Source organism: Paenibacillus lupini (assembly GCF_011761355.1).
GTDB classification, from domain to species: Bacteria; Bacillota; Bacilli; order Paenibacillales; family Paenibacillaceae; genus Pristimantibacillus; species Pristimantibacillus lupini.
Genome location: NZ_JAASRW010000007.1, coordinates 42,469 through 61,720, shown reverse-complemented (window position 1 = coordinate 61,720; position 19,252 = coordinate 42,469). Strand labels below are relative to the sequence as shown.

Here is a 19,252-nt window from a genome sequence, read left to right as displayed (position 1 = left end):
TTAAAAGGTTGGTTTAAAGAGAAGTGCCACACGCGGAAATAATAGGAGATGGAGGACTACATTTGGGAGATTTATTTAATGCCATTATTATGGGCATCATTGAAGGCTTGACGGAGTTTTTACCTGTCTCTTCAACCGGACATTTGATTCTGACTGCAGATTTGCTGAACTTCCAGGATGACCGTGCCAAAGTGTTCGAGGTTGTTATACAACTTGGTGCCGTGCTAGCCGTCCTCGTGTTGTATCGGAGAAAATTTATCAGCTTGCTTAACTTTAACTTCAAGGAATCATCCGGCATTAACGCCTTGCACATTATTCTAGCCATGATTCCAGCTGGTGTAATTGGTGTGTTGCTTCATGGATTCATCAAAGATTATTTATTCAGCTCAGAAACGGTTCTTATTGGTCTGGTTGCAGGCGGTATACTAATGATTGTTGCAGACCGCATCAAGAAGAAAGTTACAGCAGAAGAGCTTGATGACATTACATACAAGCAAGCATTCGCAATTGGCTTATTTCAGGTTCTCGCACTTTGGCCAGGCTTCTCGCGTTCTGGCTCTACGATGTCTGGCGGTATGTTCTTCGGAACAAGCCAAAAGGCTGCGGCCGAGTTCACTTTTCTCGTATCAGTACCGATCATGGCTGGTGCAAGTGGTGTTGACTTGATTCAAAGCCGTGAGTTTCTGACAGGATCGGATACACCACTCTTTATCATTGGCTTTATCGCTGCATTTATCGTTGCAATGATTGCTATCGTAACTTTCTTGAATCTTATTAAGAAGCTTAGCTTGTCCTGGTTCGCGTATTATCGCTTTGCACTTGCTATTGTATTTGCATTTATTATATTGTAACCAAAAGCAAAAGGGATGGTTCAAAGGGTCGAGAGACCTTTCGAATCATCCTTTTCTTTATACTCGTTTACACCAGGAACATCGCTACAATCGTAGTTACGCTAAGGCCGATAATAACGGGCTTCAAATTGCGGCGTGCCAATTCGAAGGGACTGACTCCGCAAATAGCTGCTGCAGGGATAAGCGCCCAAGGTACAAGCGTACCACCGCCGACCCAAATCGCGGCTACTTGGCCAAGAGCGGTTAAGGTAGCGACACCTGAACCAATTGCACCGCCGAACAGCTGAGCGATAGAGCCAGCAAGCGAGATGCCGGAGAAGCCAGATCCATCAAGACCGGTGACGGCTCCTACGAGCGTCAAGGTTACAGAGCCCACCTCGCCATTGACGGGGACATTATTAGCAAGGGCGACACCAAGATCGTTCACGATGCCTTGAGAGCCTGCTGGCAGCGTATCTCCGAAGATAGCGGTAAAGCCGGAGTCACCAAGATAGAAGAATGCGGCGATTGGAATGACAGGTCCAAACACTTTGAAGCCGAACACGAAGCCTTCGATCAAATAACTTGTTGTTTTCTCCAGCCCTTTGTTCTTATGAGCAAGCATCGTGATGAGGAGCATGATGAAGATAGCGGTTCCCCCTACAAGTGCGGTTGCATCGCCGCCCTGGAGATCTAACAGGAACATCGTTACTACGTCAGCAGCAAAGAGAAGCGGGATCAAGACGGCTAAAGTGATTTTTGCTCCGCGAGACAGTACATTTTTATAGGCTAGATCTTCACCGCCTGTAAGCTTTTTATCTCCTTCGACATTGCTGATAATGCCGTCATTCCATTTGCCCGTCTTCATATCCCGGCGCATCATCCAAAAGGCCGCAATGGTGGTGACAAGACCCATTACGATGACGAGCGGGATACTCGCTTGCATAACGTCACTAACAGGAAGACCAGCCGCATCAGCTGTAAGCTTTGGAGCACCTTGGATAATGTAGTCACCTGATAATGCAATCCCGTGACCAAACAAGTTCATCGCCATTGCTGCTCCAAGTGCTGGCAAGCCCACACGTAAAGCAACTGGCAGCAATACTGCACCAATCAGGGCAACGGCTGGTGAAGGCCAGAAGAACCAGGAGGTAACCATCATAATAAGACCGATTCCCCAGAAAGCTAGTGTAGGTGTCCGTAGGAAACGGGTGAACGGGTAGATCATCACTTCGTTTATGCCGGTTCGGATCAGGACCCGGCTCATTGCAACGATTATGGATATAATGAGAATAGTGCCCATTAATTCAGTAATTGCGTAGATGAAGCTGTTGAACACGCCGCTGACAGAGTCGCTCAGCGATTCGGTTGCCAATAGGCCAAGTACAAAGATGCCGACGATACATATGAGCGACGTATCGCGCCGCATAAGCATAAAGCCGATGATGGCAACGATAAACACGAGATACACCCAATGCAGCGCCACTAAATCAATGGCCATAACAATCACCCTCTCATGGGATACCCGGCTGCGGTATCCGCTGCCGTAATGTACAGTATGCAAGGCCTATCATAGGCGTTCATCACGGGAGTTATGAGAATGTGCTTAAGAGCGGTGATCATTTGTTGACGAATGTCACAAACCGTATACAATGAATAAACAGGCTATTTTTACAAAATGAACGAATCTCGGAAGGAAGATTAGAACAAATGGATAATGTAAAAATATTAGGGGCATCAATGGACTATACGAAGGAAAATGGCTTCGTTGGCCGTATACAGTTCGAAATAGTTGGACAACAGAACCAATACGAAATGACCATTCATAGCCGGAAAAGAACCGAATGGGGATATGGTTTGTTCTTCCTGAATGAATCAGGCGACGAGGACGAGCTGCTTGCCGTTGAGGATATGCTCGAAGAGGATGACGAGCTGTTTGATTACCTGGTAAATGCAGCAGAAGAGAAGTTAGTATTAGAGCATCATTAAGAATGGATATAAAAAACCTCCGATAAATCCCAAAGTGGGAATCGGAGGTTTTTTATGCTTACATGGAACGTTCTGCTTTTTCGTTCTTCTTCGCAGTTCGGTTCCGGATGAACAGCCAGGCTGCTGCACCTGCCGCTACGGCTAGAAGGACATATACAACGATCATGCCGTTATCGGCAATCGTATTTCCGAGGGATTGAACCTTGTCACCTACAAATGTACCAATAATAAAGTAAATCAAAGTCCATAAGAAGGCGCTTGGATAAGCAAAAAGGGCAAATCGTCTGTAATTCATCTTGTTCGTGCCTCCTACAAACGGCATCACATGCCGCAGGACAGGGAGGACAAGACCGATACTAAGCGCGAAACCGCCATATTTTTCACTCATATGCTGAGCTTGATTCACGAATTTATCCATGTTCTTCTTTTTCATAAACCAATCGAACACTTTGCTTCCGGCAAACCGGCCGATGGAGTAATTAAAGGTCATAGCCGAGCAGATTCCAAGGAAGACCATTAAGTAAGCTGGAACCGGGCTAAGCAGACCCGATGCTGCGAATGCTCCTCCTGTCATGACGACAACCTCATTCGGAACAGGCAGCCCGATCAAGCCCAAACACAGAACTAGGAAGAGAGACACATAGCCGAACTGATCAATTATGGAAACTAAGAAGTCATAACCCATTTGTATATTCATCCCTTACTAATAAGCATTTTTTGAGTTACATATTTAATTTTAAGGCACTCCTATAAGGCTAACATAAATGAGTGGTTTCGAATAGGGTGATTCCTCATCCAAAAAGCCCAAAAGGATTGATCTTTTCCAGTTGTGAGTACCATAATAGAGAGCTCAGACAAATGAAATAAATTCATAATGTCACCGGAAAGGAGAAATAATGAATACAACAAGCAACCGACGTACGGTAACCATTGCTTTATTCGTCGCAACCTTCCTGGCAGCGATTGAAGGAACAATCGTCAGTACCGCGATGCCCAGCATAACTGGAGAGCTGAATGGCATTCAGCAATACAGCTGGATTATTTCGATTTACTTATTGGCTACGGTTATTACCACACCGATTTATGGCAAGCTATCCGACCTGTTCGGACGAAAAAGAATGTTTATTGCAGGAGCGATCATTTTTCTTGCAGGCTCCATGTTATCCGGGCTTGCCCAGACGATGTCGCAGCTTATTGCTTTTCGAGCTTTACAAGGCCTTGGGGCAGGCGCTTTAACGACGATTCCTTACACCATTATCGGTGATTTATATCCATTCGAACAACGGGCCAAGGTCCAGGGCTGGATGTCCAGTATCTGGGGCATTGCAGGTATCACGGGTCCACTGGCAGGCGGCTTGCTCGTCGATTATGTGTCCTGGCGGGCGATATTTTATATGAACCTTCCGTTTGGCATCGTGGCGATCTTGCTGCTAACCACATCCATGAAGGAAGCGTTCGCGAAACAGAAACGTTATATTGATTATCCGGGAATTGCCGCATTCTCTATAGGGATGTTTGCGTTCTTGTATGCGCTGACCATTCTTCGTGAGACGAATGAAACAAGTCATTCTTCGATGATTATCATCTTACTTTTGCTTGCTGCTGCGTTCTTCTTGGCCTTATTTTTCTTCATCGAGAAACGCTCTCCTGAGCCGATAATCCCGCTTCAATTATTTAAACTGCGCACGATAAGCACGGTGAATGCAATCAGCTTTCTGCTTTGTGTAATCAATGTTGTTGCGATCTTTTATCTGCCGCTGTGGATTCAAGGCGTCATCGGAGAGAGTGCTACATATTCAGGACTGGCCATGATCCCATTGTCGATTGGCTGGCCGCTTGGAGCTATCCTTGCCGGGAATTGGATCGCCAAGCTAGGCATGCGCAAGATCGCTTTTGTTGGTTCAATGTTTCTGGTTGTCGGAAGCATAGGCTTCATGCTGATGACGGAACATACATCAATCGTACTCTTTATGATTTATACGTTCCTGTCCGGTATGTCATTCGGGCTATCCTTAACGAGCTTTACGGTTGCAGTCAGTTCATCGGTATCATGGGAGCTGCGCGGCGCAGCTATCGGAAGCAATAACTTTATCCGAACACTTGGTCAGACGGTTGGGATCGCGTTATTTGGACTTCTGCTGCATACGGGCAGCACAGAAGTCATTGATGCAGATAAGCTGGAACATAGCCTTCACCGGATCTTTATCATCTTGGTCGGACTATCTGTAATCGTCATGCTGGCAATGCTTGCTTTGCCAAGGACGACTACGCAAGCCACAGCTTCCGATACCGCAGATGCATCTTCCTAGAAAGGCTGATTATTGAGCATGACAATGACACCTAACATAGATGATCTTTACTTACGTACCGTATCCACAACCGTTGCAGGACTAGATGAAGCAAAGCTGGATCAAATGAAGAAATGGTTAGTGGAGTGGAAGATGACCACCGCCATCATTTTAAGGGAAGATGCAGTCGCTTGGGAATGGTACAGCAGAGGCGAAGACACGGTTGGACCACTGTTGTCTTGTACAAAAAGCCTTCTGTCCGCTTTGGTCGGGATCGCTATTGCTGAAGGCCATATCCAAAGTGTAGAGCAGCCTATTGCCGATTATTTCGAAGGTCTGCCGGATGATGGCATTCAAATTAAGCATCTGCTGACGATGACGTCCGGCTGGGATTGGCCTGACTTTGATAAGCCGTATAAAGCAATGAAGAAATCGGCAGATCCGATTCGGTTTGTACTTGATCGTCCACTTATCAGTGAACCCGGGACTGCCTATCTTTACAACTCTGGCGGATCACATCTTCTATCCGTCATCCTGTCGAAAGCAACAGGGCAAAGCGCGCTGGATTATGCGACAAGCCGCCTTTTTAAGCCGATGGGCTTCCATCAAGTGAAATGGACCTCTCACAAGGGGATTAACGAAGGAGGAACCGGGCTGCAGCTTTATGGCCGTGATTTGGCGAAGCTTGGCCTTCTTTATTTGCGGGAAGGGGATTGGTTCGGCAAGCAGCTGATCTCAGCAGAATGGATTCAAGAGTCAACGAGAAAGCATCATCGCGGCCTTCTTCACTACGAGCCTCCTATCTATGGGGCCTACGGCTATCATTGGTGGCAGTCGCCAGCTGAGCATAATGGGGCTTTTGACTGTTATTTTGCCTTTGGTCATGGGGGGCAGTATTTGCTTGTTGCGCCTGAAGAACGACTCGTAGTTGTGCTTCGTAAAGCACTTGCGGGACGGAACGAGGCGGTCCTATCTCGTAATATTTTATTTGAACATATTGCAGGAGCCAGAAATAAATAGTCTTAAAGGTGCAACCTTTTGTGCTAGGATGCGTTTAATCTATGTCTGTTCAAACCATCCATTTAGAGAAAAGGAGAATCCCATGTTTAAGAAAGTCACCTTAGTCGTACTTGCTGCATTGCTCTTGTTTGCAGTACCTGTTGGAGCACAAAGCTCCGGCGCAGGGCAAAACCAACTGATCCTTCTTCAGAAAACAAAGCAAATGTACCATAACGGCAAACTTTATTTAGCAGCTCAGCCGCTTACAGAATTAAAAGGGACAACCTATATTTCCGCTACTGCTATTGCCGGTAGATTAGGTGCAACTGTCCAGTATGATGCCAGCAAGAAGGAATATATCCTTCGTGATGCAACTAGAGAGCTTCGTTATGCGGTGAACAAATCTTCCTATACCGTTAACGGAACTCGCATGACGTTTACAGGTAAGCCTTTTGTGCAAAACGGCAGTCTGATGATCCCGCTTCGTTCGGTGTTCAGCCCGTTTGGCATCACTCTATCTTCCATTCCAGCTGAGAAAAAGCTGGTCTTGAAATGGACACTCAAGCCGATTGCCAAATTTGCGGTCAGCCCTTCGGTCATCTATGCCGGCCAAACAGAAGTGACTTATGCTGATCAATCCTATCAGCCTAGTGGCGCAGCTATTGTAAACGAACGCTGGGAAGGCAAACAAACAACATTTGCTGAAGCGGGAACTTATAAAGTGACCAAATGGGTTCAAGATGCAAACGGCGTATGGAGCGATCCTTATTCGGTAACGGTGAACGTGTTGCCGCAGAATATGCCGCCAGAAGCACGGTTTGCAACGGACAAGTCCTATTACAAGATGGGCGAACTCATTTCATATAATGATATTAGCTCGGATGACGAGAACAAGATTACGAAGCGGGAATGGACGAATAACGCCAAAGCCTTCTTCGAACCGGGCGAACAGACCGTAACTTTGAAAGTAACAGATTCACATGGCTTGACGAGCGAATTCTCACAGATCGTTACGATCACAGATGAATCGCTTTATACGAAACAAGAGTTCGATCAGCTGTACACCGATCAAGGTGAGAAATTCACGATCGACGGCGCTGGCGTGTTAAAGCTTCCTACGCAGCCATACACGGTTGTTAATACGGGGCAGCAAACGTTTATTCGCAGCAACAGCCCTGAAATGATTAATGACGAGGGTATCTATTATCAAGATACCGCTAGCGGCAATGTTCGCTTCCTTATTCATAACCAGAATAACCGTCCTAATCCTGTAAAAGTTTATATCGTAGCAACTAATGAGAACAGTACAGCAGCTACTGTTACAGATGAGCGTATTGGACTTGGTGGTCCTGCGCCTTATGTCACTCAAGCTGGTAAAGCAGCAACCGCGAATTACCTGCTGTCCAGAACGACTAATCCAGTAGGAACGGTTACAACGATTCCTGCAGGTCAAAGTCGTGTTGTTCTCAGCCCGCTTAGCAGCAAAGAAGTTGTTAATGGCCGTATTCTTACGATGTACGCAGATGTAACTACTTCAGCACCAATCAAATTCAGCGTCATTGTTGTAGATGCAAGCAAAGACGTGCTGCAGGCATTGCCGCAGCTTCCGATCCTGCCACGCGACGGCAAGCATGTTCGTGGTACATTCGAGAATGCTAACCGCAGCATCAACGTACTGCAGACGATCGGCGATGTTCCGTCCCGTATGATTCTTGCGGACAAAGTAGTGGACACTCGTTTGTCGGGTTATGATGTTCTGACAGGTGAAGCGATGTCTAACGACGGCAACAATGGAGCAATGTATGTTCTGAATCTATGGCATGTGAAGCCACATACGCTTATTGCACTGAATCCTCGCGGTGGCCATTATGGCGGTGCATTCCTGATCAACAACAAGCTAGTTTATGCGACAAACACGACAATTCTGAGTAATGCGAATGAAGCCGGCGTCCTTTATCGGACAGGGGATACGGAAGAATCGGTAACGATTGCGTTCACACCAGCTTCCGGCAGTAATCTTCCGATAAACCTGCTGTTCCTTCCATTGCCTGAATTAAAGCAATAGTTCTTATTCGATCGATACCGATGCCGATAAAAGCGAAATTCGCTTTTATCGGCATTTTTTTTGCACTCCAGTTGTATTCTATGTCGAGAAGCCTTTGAGAATATTAATCCCATGTTAAACTCATGTCATGTATTTGGGTTAAATCTCCAAATTTATTGTCGATTAGACGAAATATCGCTAGTTTAAGAGTTTATGTGGTTAAATATATTCACATCCCTATTGATTAACGCCACTCTCTGATTTAAGATGTTATATAAAATGACGTGGATTAGTTTTACATATGGAGCGGAGGTGCGCGATGCATTTGACAGTTGAACAGGCGCTGAATGTATTTCCTTTATCAGAGGGAAAGCTTGTCGCCGGTACAGCAGGTCGTAATCGGATTGTAAGATCTGTCAATGTAATGGATGCGCCGGATATTACGGATTGGATCAAGGAAGGGGAAATGTTATTTACAACCGCCTACTTGATCAAAGATCATCCTCAGGATGCGACTGAGCTGCTGGCTAAGCTGAACCAGCGGGGTTCATCAGGGCTAGGGATCAAGCTCGGACGGTTCTGGGATGCTATTCCTGATCAATTAATTGCTTATGCGGATGAGCTTGGTTTTCCATTAATAGAGCTGCCGTACCAATTTACTTTTTCTGATCAAATGAGCGGCTTATTTAAGGAAGAGTTAAGGCGTAATACCGGAGTGCTGCAGGACATATTCGATAAGCAGGTCCGTTTAATGCGTATGGCGCTTAAGACAGATCATATTACGGAACTGTTTGATTCCGTTGCGGATATTATCGGGTTCCCGATGGCGATCATTGGATCAAGAGGACAAATGGTCTATAACAGCTCGCAAGTACCCGATGTTGAATTAACGAGCAGCTGGCCGTGGCCTCAGCAGCAGAAGTGGATGAAAAACAAACAGTGGCAGGCGTTCCGAATTCCGCTAATGAAGCAATCGCGTTGTACGGGTTTTGTCCTATTTTTTAATCCCCAATTATTCCTTTCTACCATAGAAGAGAGCTTGTATTTGCAAGCTGCGGAGCTATTATCCTATCAAATGAATTTTAATTATGAAGACTATTTCGAATTGTCGGTTCAAAAGGATTTTGGTGTCCTCATCAAACGATATCTTCGTAATGGAATGCCGATCGACAAAGTGGTAGAGTATGCAGACCGCTGGGAGCTTGAGCTTTTTGCGGGCAACTATACTTGTGTCCTTAGTGATACGACGCAGGCTGTCGCCGGACAAAGGATCGAGAAGCTGGAAAAGCTGAAGTCGGATTTTTTAAGCCACACGAAACTGCAAGAACTGAAGGGGATGCATATTGTAATGGAAGAAGGCTTGCTTTCTGTATTTCCTGAGATTGAAGGGCAGACTGAGAGTAGTCTGGAATCCGCGTTAAATGTATGCTTCGCATCTATTCAACGTGAGAGCGGAGATAGTCCACGTGCGGCAGTCAGTGCTAGAAAGAAAAGACCTGATCAGCTGTTTGAGGGTTTTGACGAATGCAGACAGACGCAAAGGCTTGCGACCGAGTGGGGTGTTGGGCAATCCATCACGACATTCGCGACGATGGACTTAGCTATTGTGTTCGAACATGTGTCCAGAGATCGGATGGAAGCCTTCTGTAATCGCTGGTTAGGTGGACTTGTAAGTAAAGATCCTGACTATGCGAGCGAAATGCTGCGGACACTAGAAACGTATTTGGAGCAGGATGGTCAACTGAATGAGACCGCGAAGAAGCTTTACATTCACCGTAATACGGCAACTTATCGGATTGAGAAGCTAAGCGAGATTCTTGGCGTTGATTTTAAGAAAATGAATGATCTGCTCAGACTTAAGATCGCTTTCCTGTTCCGTAAGCTGCTCATTAACGAACAATCCTAAACGACATTAATTAAATAAGCTTCATAGCAAAGGAGCGGTACACATGGGTTCCACATTAATCCGCAATGCCGTCATTATGACGATGAATGAGACGAATGATATTTTAGTCGGAGATGTTCTCGTAATTGGTAATCAGATTGCCCAAATTGGTGCGAATATTCAGGTAACAGATGTTGATCGAGTTATTGAAGCAGGCGGGAAAGTGCTGCTGCCTGGATTTATTCAGACACACATTCATTTATGTCAGACGTTATTCCGCGGACGTGCGGATGATCTGGAATTGATCGATTGGTTAAGAACTCGGATATGGCCGCTGGAAGCTGCTCATAATGAGGACTCTGTCTACTATTCAGCAATGCTTGGTATTGGAGAATTGATCCGCAGCGGTACAACGACGATTCTGGATATGGAGACAGTCAATCATACTGAATCAGCATTCCAGGCTATTCTCGAGAGCGGAATCCGTGCCGTCTCCGGCAAAGTGATGATGGATCATGGAACAGAGGTTCCACTGGCGCTTCAGGAGAAGACGGAACAGTCGCTGAAGGAAAGTGTGGAGCTGCTTGAGAAGTGGCATGGAGCGGCTGGCGGCAGAATTGAATATGCTTTCTGCCCGCGGTTTGTTGTCTCCTGTACGGAAGAGCTGCTTATCGGAGTTAGAGACCTGTCCGCACAATATGGCGTGAAGGTACATACTCACGCGTCGGAAAATCGGGAAGAAATCTCGATCGTAGAGTCGGAACGTGGGCTCAGGAACGTTGTTTATCTTGATCATATTGGGCTTGCGAAGCCAAATCTGATTCTAGCTCATAGCATTTGGCTTGATGAGGAAGAGAAACGGATAATTAAGGAAAGAGGCGTTAAGGTAACCCACTGTCCGGGTTCAAATCTGAAGCTGGCCTCAGGTGTCGCAGAGGTACCGGAGCTGCTCAAGGAAGGTATCGATGTAGGGATTGGAGCGGACGGTGCGCCTTGTAATAACAATTTGGATATGTTCCAGGAGATGCGCCTCACCGCCTTTATACAGAAGGTAAAGCATGGTCCAACCGTCATGAATGCCAAAACGGTGCTGCAAATGGCAACCATGGGTGGTGCGCGGGTGCTTGGTCTGGAGGATAAGATCGGAAGTATTGAAGTCGGTAAGCTTGCGGATCTGCAGCTGCTTGATCTGGAAGACTTCCACGTCTATCCGTCCTTTGATGCAGATTGGTATTCGAGAGTTGTCTATGCCGCTACTCGAGGTGATGTTGACACGGTTATGATTGATGGGCAAGTTGTGATGGAAAGCCGAATCATGAAGACAATTGATAAGCCGCTAGTATTACGTGAAGCGGATCGGACGTTAAAGGAACTGCTGGCGAGACTATAGCAGAGGGTATAGCAAAAGGCCTTGATCATTGAATGGAAAAGGTGGGACAGCCGATGGATATGTTAGACATCTTGCGGGCAATTCGGCAGCTTGAACAGCCGGCGGTCCTGGCAACCATTGTTGAGGTTGAAGGCCACGCGTATCGAAAGGCCGGTGCAGCTATGCTGCTCATGGGGAGCGGGGAGACAATCGGAACGGTAAGTCCGGGTTGTATTGAATCGGATTTGCTGGAACGTGTACCGGCAATCTGTGAAGCCAATCAATACGAAATGGTTGAATACAATATGAAGCCGGATGAAGATCCGATCTGGGGAGAATCGGTAGGATGCGGAGGGGTTATTCGTATTCTTCTCGAGCCTGTCGAGGGAGAACTGCGAGAGCTTCTGCTTGCGGCATTAGAGCAGCTAAATAGAGGGGTTGAAGTTCGGCTTTCTCGTGAAATTCGAGGGCAAGAGCTTAGTTATGAGCTTTGCACCAAAGATACAGCCGTTAACTCTACATCTAATGATTGGCAGTACTCCATGACCTTGACACCCCGCCAGAGAGTTATTTTGTTTGGGGCAGGACTGGATGCTATTCCAATCTATCATCTCTTAACCCAAAGCAGCTTTCGTGTTATTGTTGCAGATTGGCGGCCAGGATTACTTGCCTCCTTCTCCGGTGCGGAGATTGCTCTTGGGACACCAGAGCGATTGGAAGGGGAAATACAGCTTTATGAGAATGATGCGGTTATCGTGTGCAGCCACCATCTGCATTACGACCGTGAAATGATTCATATGTCGCTGGCTAATAAGACGAGGTATATTGGCGTGATGGGTTCATCCAAGCGAATTAATATGTTATTTGAAGGAGACACTCCTCCTGCCAATGTGAAAGCTCCCATTGGTCTTTCCATTGGGGCTGAAGGGCCATACGAGATTGCTGTCAGCATAACTGCTGAGTTTATTGCCTTACGTAAGGAATGGCAGAATCAAGAGCACCACAAGGAGGCTCGAAATGATTATATCCGGCATTTATTTGGCAGCGGGACAGAGCAGTCGGATGGGCAAACCGAAGCTGCCGCTCGAGCTTTCCCCGGGCTTAGCGCTCGGCAGTATGGCGCTTCGTGCTCTATTGGATAGCGAAATGGAGCAAATGCATGTTGTTGTTCGTCCGGACGACCCGTTGAACTGGCTTGCAGGCTTAAGAAACGATCCTCGTTATACTACCAAACTTCATATTGTCGTCTGCGAAGAAACTAGCCTAGGAATGTCTTATTCGATTCGTGCTGGAGTAGACGCCGCGCTTTCCAGCTCCCCGACATCCGATGCAATCGTGATCGGGCTTGGTGACCAACCTTTTGTCACGGCTGCTATGGTGCGGCGTCTTCTTTCTATTATGAGAGAGCGTCCTGAACTAGATTTCGCTGCTTCCTCTGTTGCGGGTGTAGTTATGCCACCGGCTGTAATTAGCAAATCGATGTTTGTGGCACTTCGTGGACTTCGTGGAGATATGGGAGCTCGCAAGCTGTTTGGATCTTCTGATTATAGTGGAGAAGTTATAACGTACGAAGGGGAAGAGGCTGATCTGCTGCTGGATGTGGATGATGAGAACAGCCTCCATTTGGCAGAGCGTAGATATCGGCTTATCCGCGAACGAAGATAACGATGTCACTTATTATTACATAAAAAACAATTAAGACGTGCATCGTGCACAATGAGTGTTCGTAATTTTATCTCCACTCCCAATCTCATGTCACATATATTGACGCTACTATCACGCGGAAGTATAGTGAAGCTACATCAACCACAGCGGTCATGATGATTAAAGAGAGTCGGGGAGGAACTATATGAAATATCTCGTTAAAGCACGTACAGTGGGGTTAGCATTTCTCGTATTAATGGTCGTTATCTTATCCGCTTGTTCCAGTAATAACAACAATAAGACAAGTGAAACAGCGAATAACGGCAATGCGCAGGCATCGGCAGATCCGGCAGCTACAGACAGCGGCAAGAAGCTTCCACGAGTCGCATTCGTGTATATCGGGCCTCCAGGAGACGGCGGCTGGACCTTCGAACATGACAACGGCAGAAAGTACATGGAAGAAAAGCTTGGCATTAAAGCTGACACGGTAGAAAATGTACCGGAAAGCGCGGACGCTGAACGCGTCATTACAGAACTGGCCCAAAACCATGACATCATTTTCACAACTAGCTTCGGTTACATGGACCCGACTCTGAATGTAGCGAAGAAGTTCCCAGATGTGAAATTTATGCACACAGCCGGCTACAAAACAGCTGACAATATGTCCACTTATTTCGGTAAGAACTATGAAGCCAGCTACCTGAGTGGTATTGCGGCAGGCAAAATGACCAAATCGAATGTGATCGGTTATGTCGGTGCCTTCCCAATTCCAGAAGTCATCTACAACATTAACGCTTTTGCCCTTGGCATTCAAAGTGTAAATCCGGATGCAAAGGTTGACGTGGTATGGAGCAACACTTGGTATGATCCAACGGCTGAACGTCAAGCGGCAATCAGCCTGCTGGATAAAGGAGCAGACGTCCTGCTTGCTTACCAGGATTCCCCTGCAACACTACAAGCAGCTGCTGAGCGCGGCGCACTCGCTGGCGGTAATGACTCTGATATGACTCGCTATGCACCAGAAGCATACTTAACGAACCCAACATGGAACTGGGGTCCCTATTATACACAAGTTGTTCAATCTGTGATCGACGGTACTTGGAAGAGTGAGCAATTCTCCGGGGATATGGTAGATGGCATGGTTGGTCTTGCTCCTCTTGGACCTAGCATTCCAGATGATGTGAAGAAGCTGGTTGAAGACGCGAAGGCGAAAGTCTTGAGCGGCGAGCTAAATGTGTTCAGTGGACCAATCCTAGATGCATCTGGCGCTTCTAAGCTGGAAGCAGGCCAAACAATGAGCCTTGAGGACATTCTTGGGATGAATTGGTTCGTAAAAGGCGTGGAAGGAACTATTCCTAAATAACAGGAAGCAGGCCTAAGCAGCCGATCAACAAATCCCTTACCCGAGGGATTTGTTGATTTATAGGCTTCCAGTTAGGTGACAATTCTCAAGAAAATGCTTACGTAGTAAGAATCATCACAATAGGCCAGAAAGTGGTCCAATTGTGTGACAATTCTTTAAGCACATGCTTACGAAGTAAGAATCATCACCAACAGCCTAAACCAGGCTGCTGGTGTGATAATTCTTTAAGCACATGCTTACGAAGTAAGAATCATCACAATTAGCCAGAAAGCGGTCTAATTGTGTGACAATTCTTTTTAGGGGGAAGCGCGAATGCTCGAAACCTACTCTGTAGAAATGCAGCATATCGTCAAGCAATTCGGCTCCGTTATCGCCAATGATCAAGTTGATTTCAAGGCTAAATCCGGAGAAATTCATGCTCTTCTTGGAGAGAACGGTGCAGGTAAAAGCACGATGATGTGTATGCTGTCCGGTGTGTATCGTCCAACAAGCGGTGATATTTACATCCACGGCAAGAATGTAAAGATTCGGTCTCCTAAGGATGCAATGAAGCTTGGTATCGGCATGGTGTTCCAAAACTTCAGGCTGGTGCAAACCTTAACGGCAGCGGAGAACATTATTCTTGGTGAAAAAACATCGTTCTGGCGCGGGCCAGGCTGGATGAAGAAGAAGCAGGAAGAAATTGATGCGATTGCGACTAAGTTTGGTCTAACCTTCCCGGTTGACCGCCCGATCTGGCAGCTCTCAGTAGGTGAGCAGCAGCGGGTGGAAATCGTCAAGACGTTATACCGTGGTGCAGATCTCATTATTTTGGATGAACCAACCTCGGTACTCACGCCAGGCGAAGCAGAACAGTTGTTCATCACGCTTGCACAGATGAAGGCGGAAGGCAAAACGGTCATTATTACGACGCATAAATTAAAAGAAGTGATGGCCATCTCCGACAGCATCTCGATCATGCGTAAAGGTCGTCTCACGCATACGATAGAGAAAAGCGAGACGAATGAACGAGAGCTGGCAAGGTTGATGGTTGGTAAAGAGCTGGCCGCTGCCAAACCGCTAGCGAGTCGTCCGAAGGGCAAACCACTTCTGATCGTAGATGAGCTGGATGTGTTTGCAGATCATGGGCGTAAAGCGCTGGATAAAATGGAATTCACTGTACATGAAGGTGAAATCGTTGGTGTTGCTGGTGTTGCTGGTAATGGTCAAAAAGAGCTTGCTGAGGTTCTTACCGGACTTCGCCCATGGCGTAAAGGTACGATTGAATTCAATGGCGCTCCATTAAAAAATGCATCGGTTCGTGGAGCAATCGAAGCTCGTATAGCGCATGTACCGGAGAATCGGATGAAAAGTGGTCTAGCCGGCAGCCTTGGTGCTGTTGATAACCTGTTGTTCAAATCATATCGGACTAATGAACGTTCCCGCTTCGGATTCTTACGCTCGAGTGCGAACCGCAGCTGGTCACAGAAGCTTGTGGAGCAGTTCGATGTGAAGACACCGGGACTCGATACACCAGTTAGACAATTGTCCGGTGGTAACCAACAGAAGCTGCTATTCGCTAGAGAAGTGGAACAGGATCCACTCTTAATGGTTGCCGTTCACCCTACACAAGGGCTGGATGTTGGCGCAACGGAGGGTGTACATCGTCTTCTGACCGAAATGCGTGGACAAGACAAAAGCGTTCTGCTCATTTCTGAAGATTTGGATGAGGTTATGCAGCTGTCCGACCGCATATTAGTAATCTATAACGGTCGTATGGTTGGTGAGTTAGCAAGAGGAGAGGCTACCCGTGAGCAGATCGGCCTATTCATGGCAGGTGTGCGGGATACGGAAGCAGAGGAGGAGAAGGTCGTATGAGCAAGCAGCCGGTACAAAGCACAATTGCAATCGAACAGCCTGAAGCAGCACCACGCCGCAAACTGCTGTCTCTAAGAATCGAACTGGATCCGTCAAGGAAAGAAAGCCCATGGTGGATGACGATCATCTCCGTGCTGCTTGCCTTGGTCTTCTGCGGCATCTTTATTGCAGCAAACGGCATGAATCCGATCACGGTTTATTCCAAAATGATTACCGGAGCTTTCGGATCCTCATTTGGCATCACTGAAACGCTTGTCAAATCTATTCCGCTTCTTCTATGCGGCATTGGTGTAGCGATTGCCTACCGGATCTCGGTATGGAATATCGGGGCGGAAGGACAATTCCTTGCCGGCGCGATGGCGGCAACGGCGGTTACGGTCTATTTTCCGAATATGCCTGGTTACCTGGTTATCCCAGCCATGGTCGTATTCAGTATCGCAGGTGGTGGAATTTGGGGTCTATTGACCGCGATTCCGCGCACTTACTTCCAAGTGAATGAACTTATCTCATCCTTGATGTTGAACTATGTAGCACTGCTTGCTTTGAACTACTTCGTATTTGGTCCCTGGAAAGATCCAGAAGGCTTTAACTTCCCAGGTACACCGGTATTTACAGATGCACAGTCGCTTCCACTGTTTGGTGATACAAGACTGCATTTGGGTATCGTCTTCGCTATCGTTGCCGTTCTGCTGTACGCCTTTCTGATGAAATATACGCGCTGGGGCTATGAGCTACGATTAATTGGTGCTAACCCGGAAGCAGCGAAAAATGCAGGTATCAAGATTAGCCGACATATTCTGCTTGTTATGTTAATCAGCGGCGGCATGGCTGGCCTTGCAGGTATGGCGGAAGTATCCGGCGTGACGCATCGTCTGATGTATGGCATTTCCCCAGGCTATGGCTACACAGCCATTATTGTAGCGTGGCTTGCGAAGCTGAATCCGGTTGGTCTCGTTGTATCTTCAGTCCTGTTCGGCGGTCTGATTGTCGGAGGGTTCAGTGTTCAAACGATTGGCTTGCCTTCTTCGATCTCTTCTATGATCCAAGGTGCGATTCTCTTCTTCCTGATCGCAGGCAGTATGGCCAGCAAATTTCGTATTCGTAGAAACGCATAGAAGGGGCGGTGTAGACAATGGATGTATTTGTACAAATTATCGTGGCCGCCATCTCTTCAGGCACACCGCTCTTATTCGCAACGCTGGGCGGTATACTGATTGAACGTTCCGGCATTATCCAGCTTGGCGCCGAGGGACTTATGTTAATGGGTGCTGTTATCGCTTGTATGACATATCTGCATACTGGCAATCTAGCTCTTACCTTGCTTGCCGCATGTGCAATCAGCGCTGTACTTGGTGTCGTTCATGCCTTTATGTGTGTCACGCTGAGAGCGAATCAAATTGTGAGTGGTCTTGCCTTAACGTTATTTGGCACCGGACTTAGCGCATATATCGGTAAAAGCATCACTGGCCAGCCAGTTGCTGGTGCTGTACCAAAAGTTAACCTCAATTGGCTCGAAGATGTACCTGTAATTGGCGGAATATTCTCACATCTTGATATTTTAACTTGGTTCAGCTTCATTCTTGTCATTGTGCTGCACTTATACATTCACCGGACTTCATGGGGCTTACACCTGAGAGCAATCGGCGATAACCCACCAACGGCAGATGTAATGGGGATTCGGGTACAGACGTTCCGTTACGGCTATATCATTATTGGCTCGATGCTGATTGGTCTTGCTGGAGCGGATCTGCTTATGGTGTATTCGCCTACCTGGATCGAAGGAATGACAGCGGGCCGTGGATGGATTGCCGTAGCGCTCATTATCTTCGCAAGATGGAATCCCATTCGCGCTTTGTTCTGTGCTTACTTCTTTGGTGCACTGGATACAATCGGCTTCCGTATCCAATTGATAGGCAGCGAGATCCCATCTTATTTCCTCAAAATGATTCCTTACATCGTTACGATTCTTGTCTTGATGTTCCTCGGCTGGCGTAACCGCAACAAGCCGTCGGGCTCACCGGAATCACTTGGTACACCATATATTCGTGAACAAAGATTCTAGGGCGAAAGGGGATGGAGTTATGGCTGCGAATGCACAAGGAGTGGCTGAAGCTCCTTTCGTATGGCATCCAAGGAGTGCTGCGGAGGCTTGGCAGCTGAAGCAGACACTTGGAACGGAAGGTGTGTTTACCGCAGGGGCAACACTACTGCGAACGCAATGGGAGTCGGGGCTGGCGGTTATGCCAAACCACTTCATTAATATTGGAGCAATTGAAGAGCTGCATGGGTTTGAGATCGATAGCGTGTCAGGAACAGGAAGCTTCGGGGCTATGACAACTCTATCGCATATTCGAACGAGTCCGCAGGTAGGAGAAAGCTTCCCGGTTCTGGTAGAAGCTACTCGCAATATTGCAGCACCGTCCATTCGTAATTTGGCTACAATCGGCGGCAATATCTTGTCGATGGTTGGTGATTCGCTGCCAGCATTGCTCCTATATGATTCCGTCTTGCATTGGCATGACGGTACAAATGGTCTCCAGGAACCGCTGTCGGAATGGCTGTCTACGGCTTCTGCCCATGCTGCCTGGAAGGAACGGCTGCTCATGTCGGTCGAGCTTACTTTACCCATTCTGGATTCGAATACGAAGCGATTCGTCGCTTACCATAAAGTCGGCAGACGGGATGCTTTTACACCGTCTGTTGTCACAGCTGCACTAACGATGCAACTCGATTCAGAGGATCGGCTGAGCGATGTGCGCCTTGCACTTGGCGGCGGACAGACAATTCCGTATCGCTTGGAATCTATCGAATCGTATTTAAACGGCAAGCTTGCGAATAAGAAGACGATATCAGAGGTGTATGCCTTGATCGTCGAACAATTCGAGCCTAAGGGTGATACGTTCGTACCTGTCAGCTATCGCAAGAAAGCAGCGGCGAATTTGATTGCCTCGGAATTATGGAAGGCAGCCAGAACGGCTCGTTAA

General features: G+C 47.2%; 16 protein-coding genes. 14 read left to right on the top strand and 2 right to left on the bottom strand.

Features of this window, described 5'->3' with window-relative positions:
* Nucleotides 1–62: 62 nt before the first annotated feature.
* Nucleotides 63–851: an undecaprenyl-diphosphate phosphatase gene (locus FHS17_RS22115; RefSeq protein ID WP_167280642.1), complete on the top strand. Its 789-nt coding sequence runs from the start codon at nt 63–65 to the stop codon at nt 849–851.
* Between the two features lie 67 nt (nt 852–918).
* Here FHS17_RS22115 and FHS17_RS22110 read toward each other — a convergent pair whose 3' ends face one another.
* Nucleotides 919–2,331 (bottom strand): hypothetical protein, encoded by a 1,413-nt coding sequence (locus FHS17_RS22110; RefSeq protein ID WP_167280641.1) that lies wholly within the window; start codon nt 2,329–2,331, stop codon nt 919–921.
* Between the two features lie 209 nt (nt 2,332–2,540).
* Between FHS17_RS22110 and FHS17_RS22105 the strand changes: the two genes are divergently transcribed.
* Nucleotides 2,541–2,819 carry a hypothetical protein gene (locus FHS17_RS22105; protein WP_167280640.1) on the top strand — a complete coding sequence of 93 codons (279 nt, stop codon included), beginning with the start codon at nt 2,541–2,543 and terminating at the stop codon, nt 2,817–2,819.
* 58 nt (nt 2,820–2,877) lie between these two features.
* Here the strand turns inward: FHS17_RS22105 and FHS17_RS22100 are convergent, their stop codons facing one another.
* A complete protein-coding gene (locus tag FHS17_RS22100) occupies nt 2,878–3,504 on the bottom strand; it encodes a DedA family protein (RefSeq protein ID WP_167280639.1) in 627 nt (208 codons plus the stop codon).
* Between the two features lie 211 nt (nt 3,505–3,715).
* Here FHS17_RS22100 and FHS17_RS22095 point away from each other — a divergent pair, with 211 nt between their 5' ends.
* The 12 genes from FHS17_RS22095 (at nt 3,716) to FHS17_RS22045 (ending at nt 19,252) form a co-directional block, all read left to right on the top strand.
* Nucleotides 3,716–5,128, top strand: a complete 1,413-nt coding sequence (locus FHS17_RS22095) for an MDR family MFS transporter (RefSeq protein ID WP_167280638.1) — start codon at nt 3,716–3,718, stop codon at nt 5,126–5,128.
* Nucleotides 5,129–5,146: 18 nt separating this feature from the next.
* Entirely contained in the window at nt 5,147–6,127 is a 981-nt protein-coding gene (locus FHS17_RS22090; RefSeq protein ID WP_243865496.1) for a serine hydrolase domain-containing protein, read from the top strand.
* An 82-nt stretch (nt 6,128–6,209) separates the two neighbouring features.
* Nucleotides 6,210–8,171, top strand: coding sequence for a stalk domain-containing protein (locus FHS17_RS22085; RefSeq protein ID WP_167280637.1), 1,962 nt, complete (start codon nt 6,210–6,212; stop codon nt 8,169–8,171).
* A gap of 298 nt (nt 8,172–8,469) precedes the next feature.
* On the top strand, nt 8,470–10,056 hold the full coding sequence (locus FHS17_RS22080) for a PucR family transcriptional regulator (RefSeq protein WP_167280636.1): 1,587 nt from the start codon (nt 8,470–8,472) through the stop codon (nt 10,054–10,056).
* Nucleotides 10,057–10,099: 43 nt separating this feature from the next.
* Entirely contained in the window at nt 10,100–11,425 is a 1,326-nt protein-coding gene (locus FHS17_RS22075) for a 5'-deoxyadenosine deaminase (RefSeq protein ID WP_167280635.1), read from the top strand.
* A 53-nt stretch (nt 11,426–11,478) separates the two neighbouring features.
* Nucleotides 11,479–12,546, top strand: coding sequence for an XdhC family protein (locus FHS17_RS22070; RefSeq protein ID WP_167280634.1), 1,068 nt, complete (start codon nt 11,479–11,481; stop codon nt 12,544–12,546).
* A complete protein-coding gene (locus tag FHS17_RS30705) occupies nt 12,428–13,069 on the top strand; it encodes a nucleotidyltransferase family protein (RefSeq protein WP_341805904.1) in 642 nt (213 codons plus the stop codon). Before FHS17_RS22070 ends, FHS17_RS30705 begins: the two co-directional genes overlap by 119 nt.
* A gap of 184 nt (nt 13,070–13,253) precedes the next feature.
* A complete protein-coding gene (locus tag FHS17_RS22065; protein ID WP_167280633.1) occupies nt 13,254–14,411 on the top strand; it encodes a BMP family ABC transporter substrate-binding protein in 1,158 nt (385 codons plus the stop codon).
* Between the two features lie 312 nt (nt 14,412–14,723).
* Nucleotides 14,724–16,268 (top strand): ABC transporter ATP-binding protein, encoded by a 1,545-nt coding sequence (locus FHS17_RS22060; RefSeq protein WP_167280632.1) that lies wholly within the window; start codon nt 14,724–14,726, stop codon nt 16,266–16,268.
* A complete protein-coding gene (locus tag FHS17_RS22055; protein WP_167280631.1) occupies nt 16,265–17,383 on the top strand; it encodes an ABC transporter permease in 1,119 nt (372 codons plus the stop codon). The genes FHS17_RS22060 and FHS17_RS22055 overlap by 4 nt, the downstream gene beginning before the upstream one ends.
* A gap of 17 nt (nt 17,384–17,400) precedes the next feature.
* Complete coding sequence (locus tag FHS17_RS22050) at nt 17,401–18,330, top strand: ABC transporter permease (protein ID WP_167280630.1); 930 nt, start codon at nt 17,401–17,403, stop codon at nt 18,328–18,330.
* Between the two features lie 19 nt (nt 18,331–18,349).
* On the top strand, nt 18,350–19,252 hold the full coding sequence (locus FHS17_RS22045; protein ID WP_167280629.1) for an FAD binding domain-containing protein: 903 nt from the start codon (nt 18,350–18,352) through the stop codon (nt 19,250–19,252).

What these genes read in the sequence shown, in the direction of transcription:
- FHS17_RS22060 (WP_167280632.1), top strand. Translation starts at nt 14,724, where the DNA reads ATGCTCGAAACCTACTCTGTAGAAATGCAGCATATCGTCAAGCAATTC.
- FHS17_RS22055 (WP_167280631.1), top strand. Translation starts at nt 16,265, where the DNA reads ATGAGCAAGCAGCCGGTACAAAGCACAATTGCAATCGAACAGCCTGAA.
- FHS17_RS22070 (WP_167280634.1), top strand. Translation starts at nt 11,479, where the DNA reads ATGGATATGTTAGACATCTTGCGGGCAATTCGGCAGCTTGAACAGCCG.
- FHS17_RS22090 (WP_243865496.1), top strand. Translation starts at nt 5,147, where the DNA reads ATGACAATGACACCTAACATAGATGATCTTTACTTACGTACCGTATCC.
- FHS17_RS22050 (WP_167280630.1), top strand. Translation starts at nt 17,401, where the DNA reads ATGGATGTATTTGTACAAATTATCGTGGCCGCCATCTCTTCAGGCACA.
- FHS17_RS22075 (WP_167280635.1), top strand. Translation starts at nt 10,100, where the DNA reads ATGGGTTCCACATTAATCCGCAATGCCGTCATTATGACGATGAATGAG.
- FHS17_RS22095 (WP_167280638.1), top strand. Translation starts at nt 3,716, where the DNA reads ATGAATACAACAAGCAACCGACGTACGGTAACCATTGCTTTATTCGTC.
- FHS17_RS22110 (WP_167280641.1), bottom strand. Translation starts at nt 2,331, where the DNA reads ATGGCCATTGATTTAGTGGCGCTGCATTGGGTGTATCTCGTGTTTATC.
- FHS17_RS22065 (WP_167280633.1), top strand. Translation starts at nt 13,254, where the DNA reads ATGAAATATCTCGTTAAAGCACGTACAGTGGGGTTAGCATTTCTCGTA.
- FHS17_RS22085 (WP_167280637.1), top strand. Translation starts at nt 6,210, where the DNA reads ATGTTTAAGAAAGTCACCTTAGTCGTACTTGCTGCATTGCTCTTGTTT.
- FHS17_RS22080 (WP_167280636.1), top strand. Translation starts at nt 8,470, where the DNA reads ATGCATTTGACAGTTGAACAGGCGCTGAATGTATTTCCTTTATCAGAG.
- FHS17_RS22100 (WP_167280639.1), bottom strand. Translation starts at nt 3,504, where the DNA reads ATGGGTTATGACTTCTTAGTTTCCATAATTGATCAGTTCGGCTATGTG.
- FHS17_RS22105 (WP_167280640.1), top strand. Translation starts at nt 2,541, where the DNA reads ATGGATAATGTAAAAATATTAGGGGCATCAATGGACTATACGAAGGAA.
- FHS17_RS22045 (WP_167280629.1), top strand. Translation starts at nt 18,350, where the DNA reads ATGGCTGCGAATGCACAAGGAGTGGCTGAAGCTCCTTTCGTATGGCAT.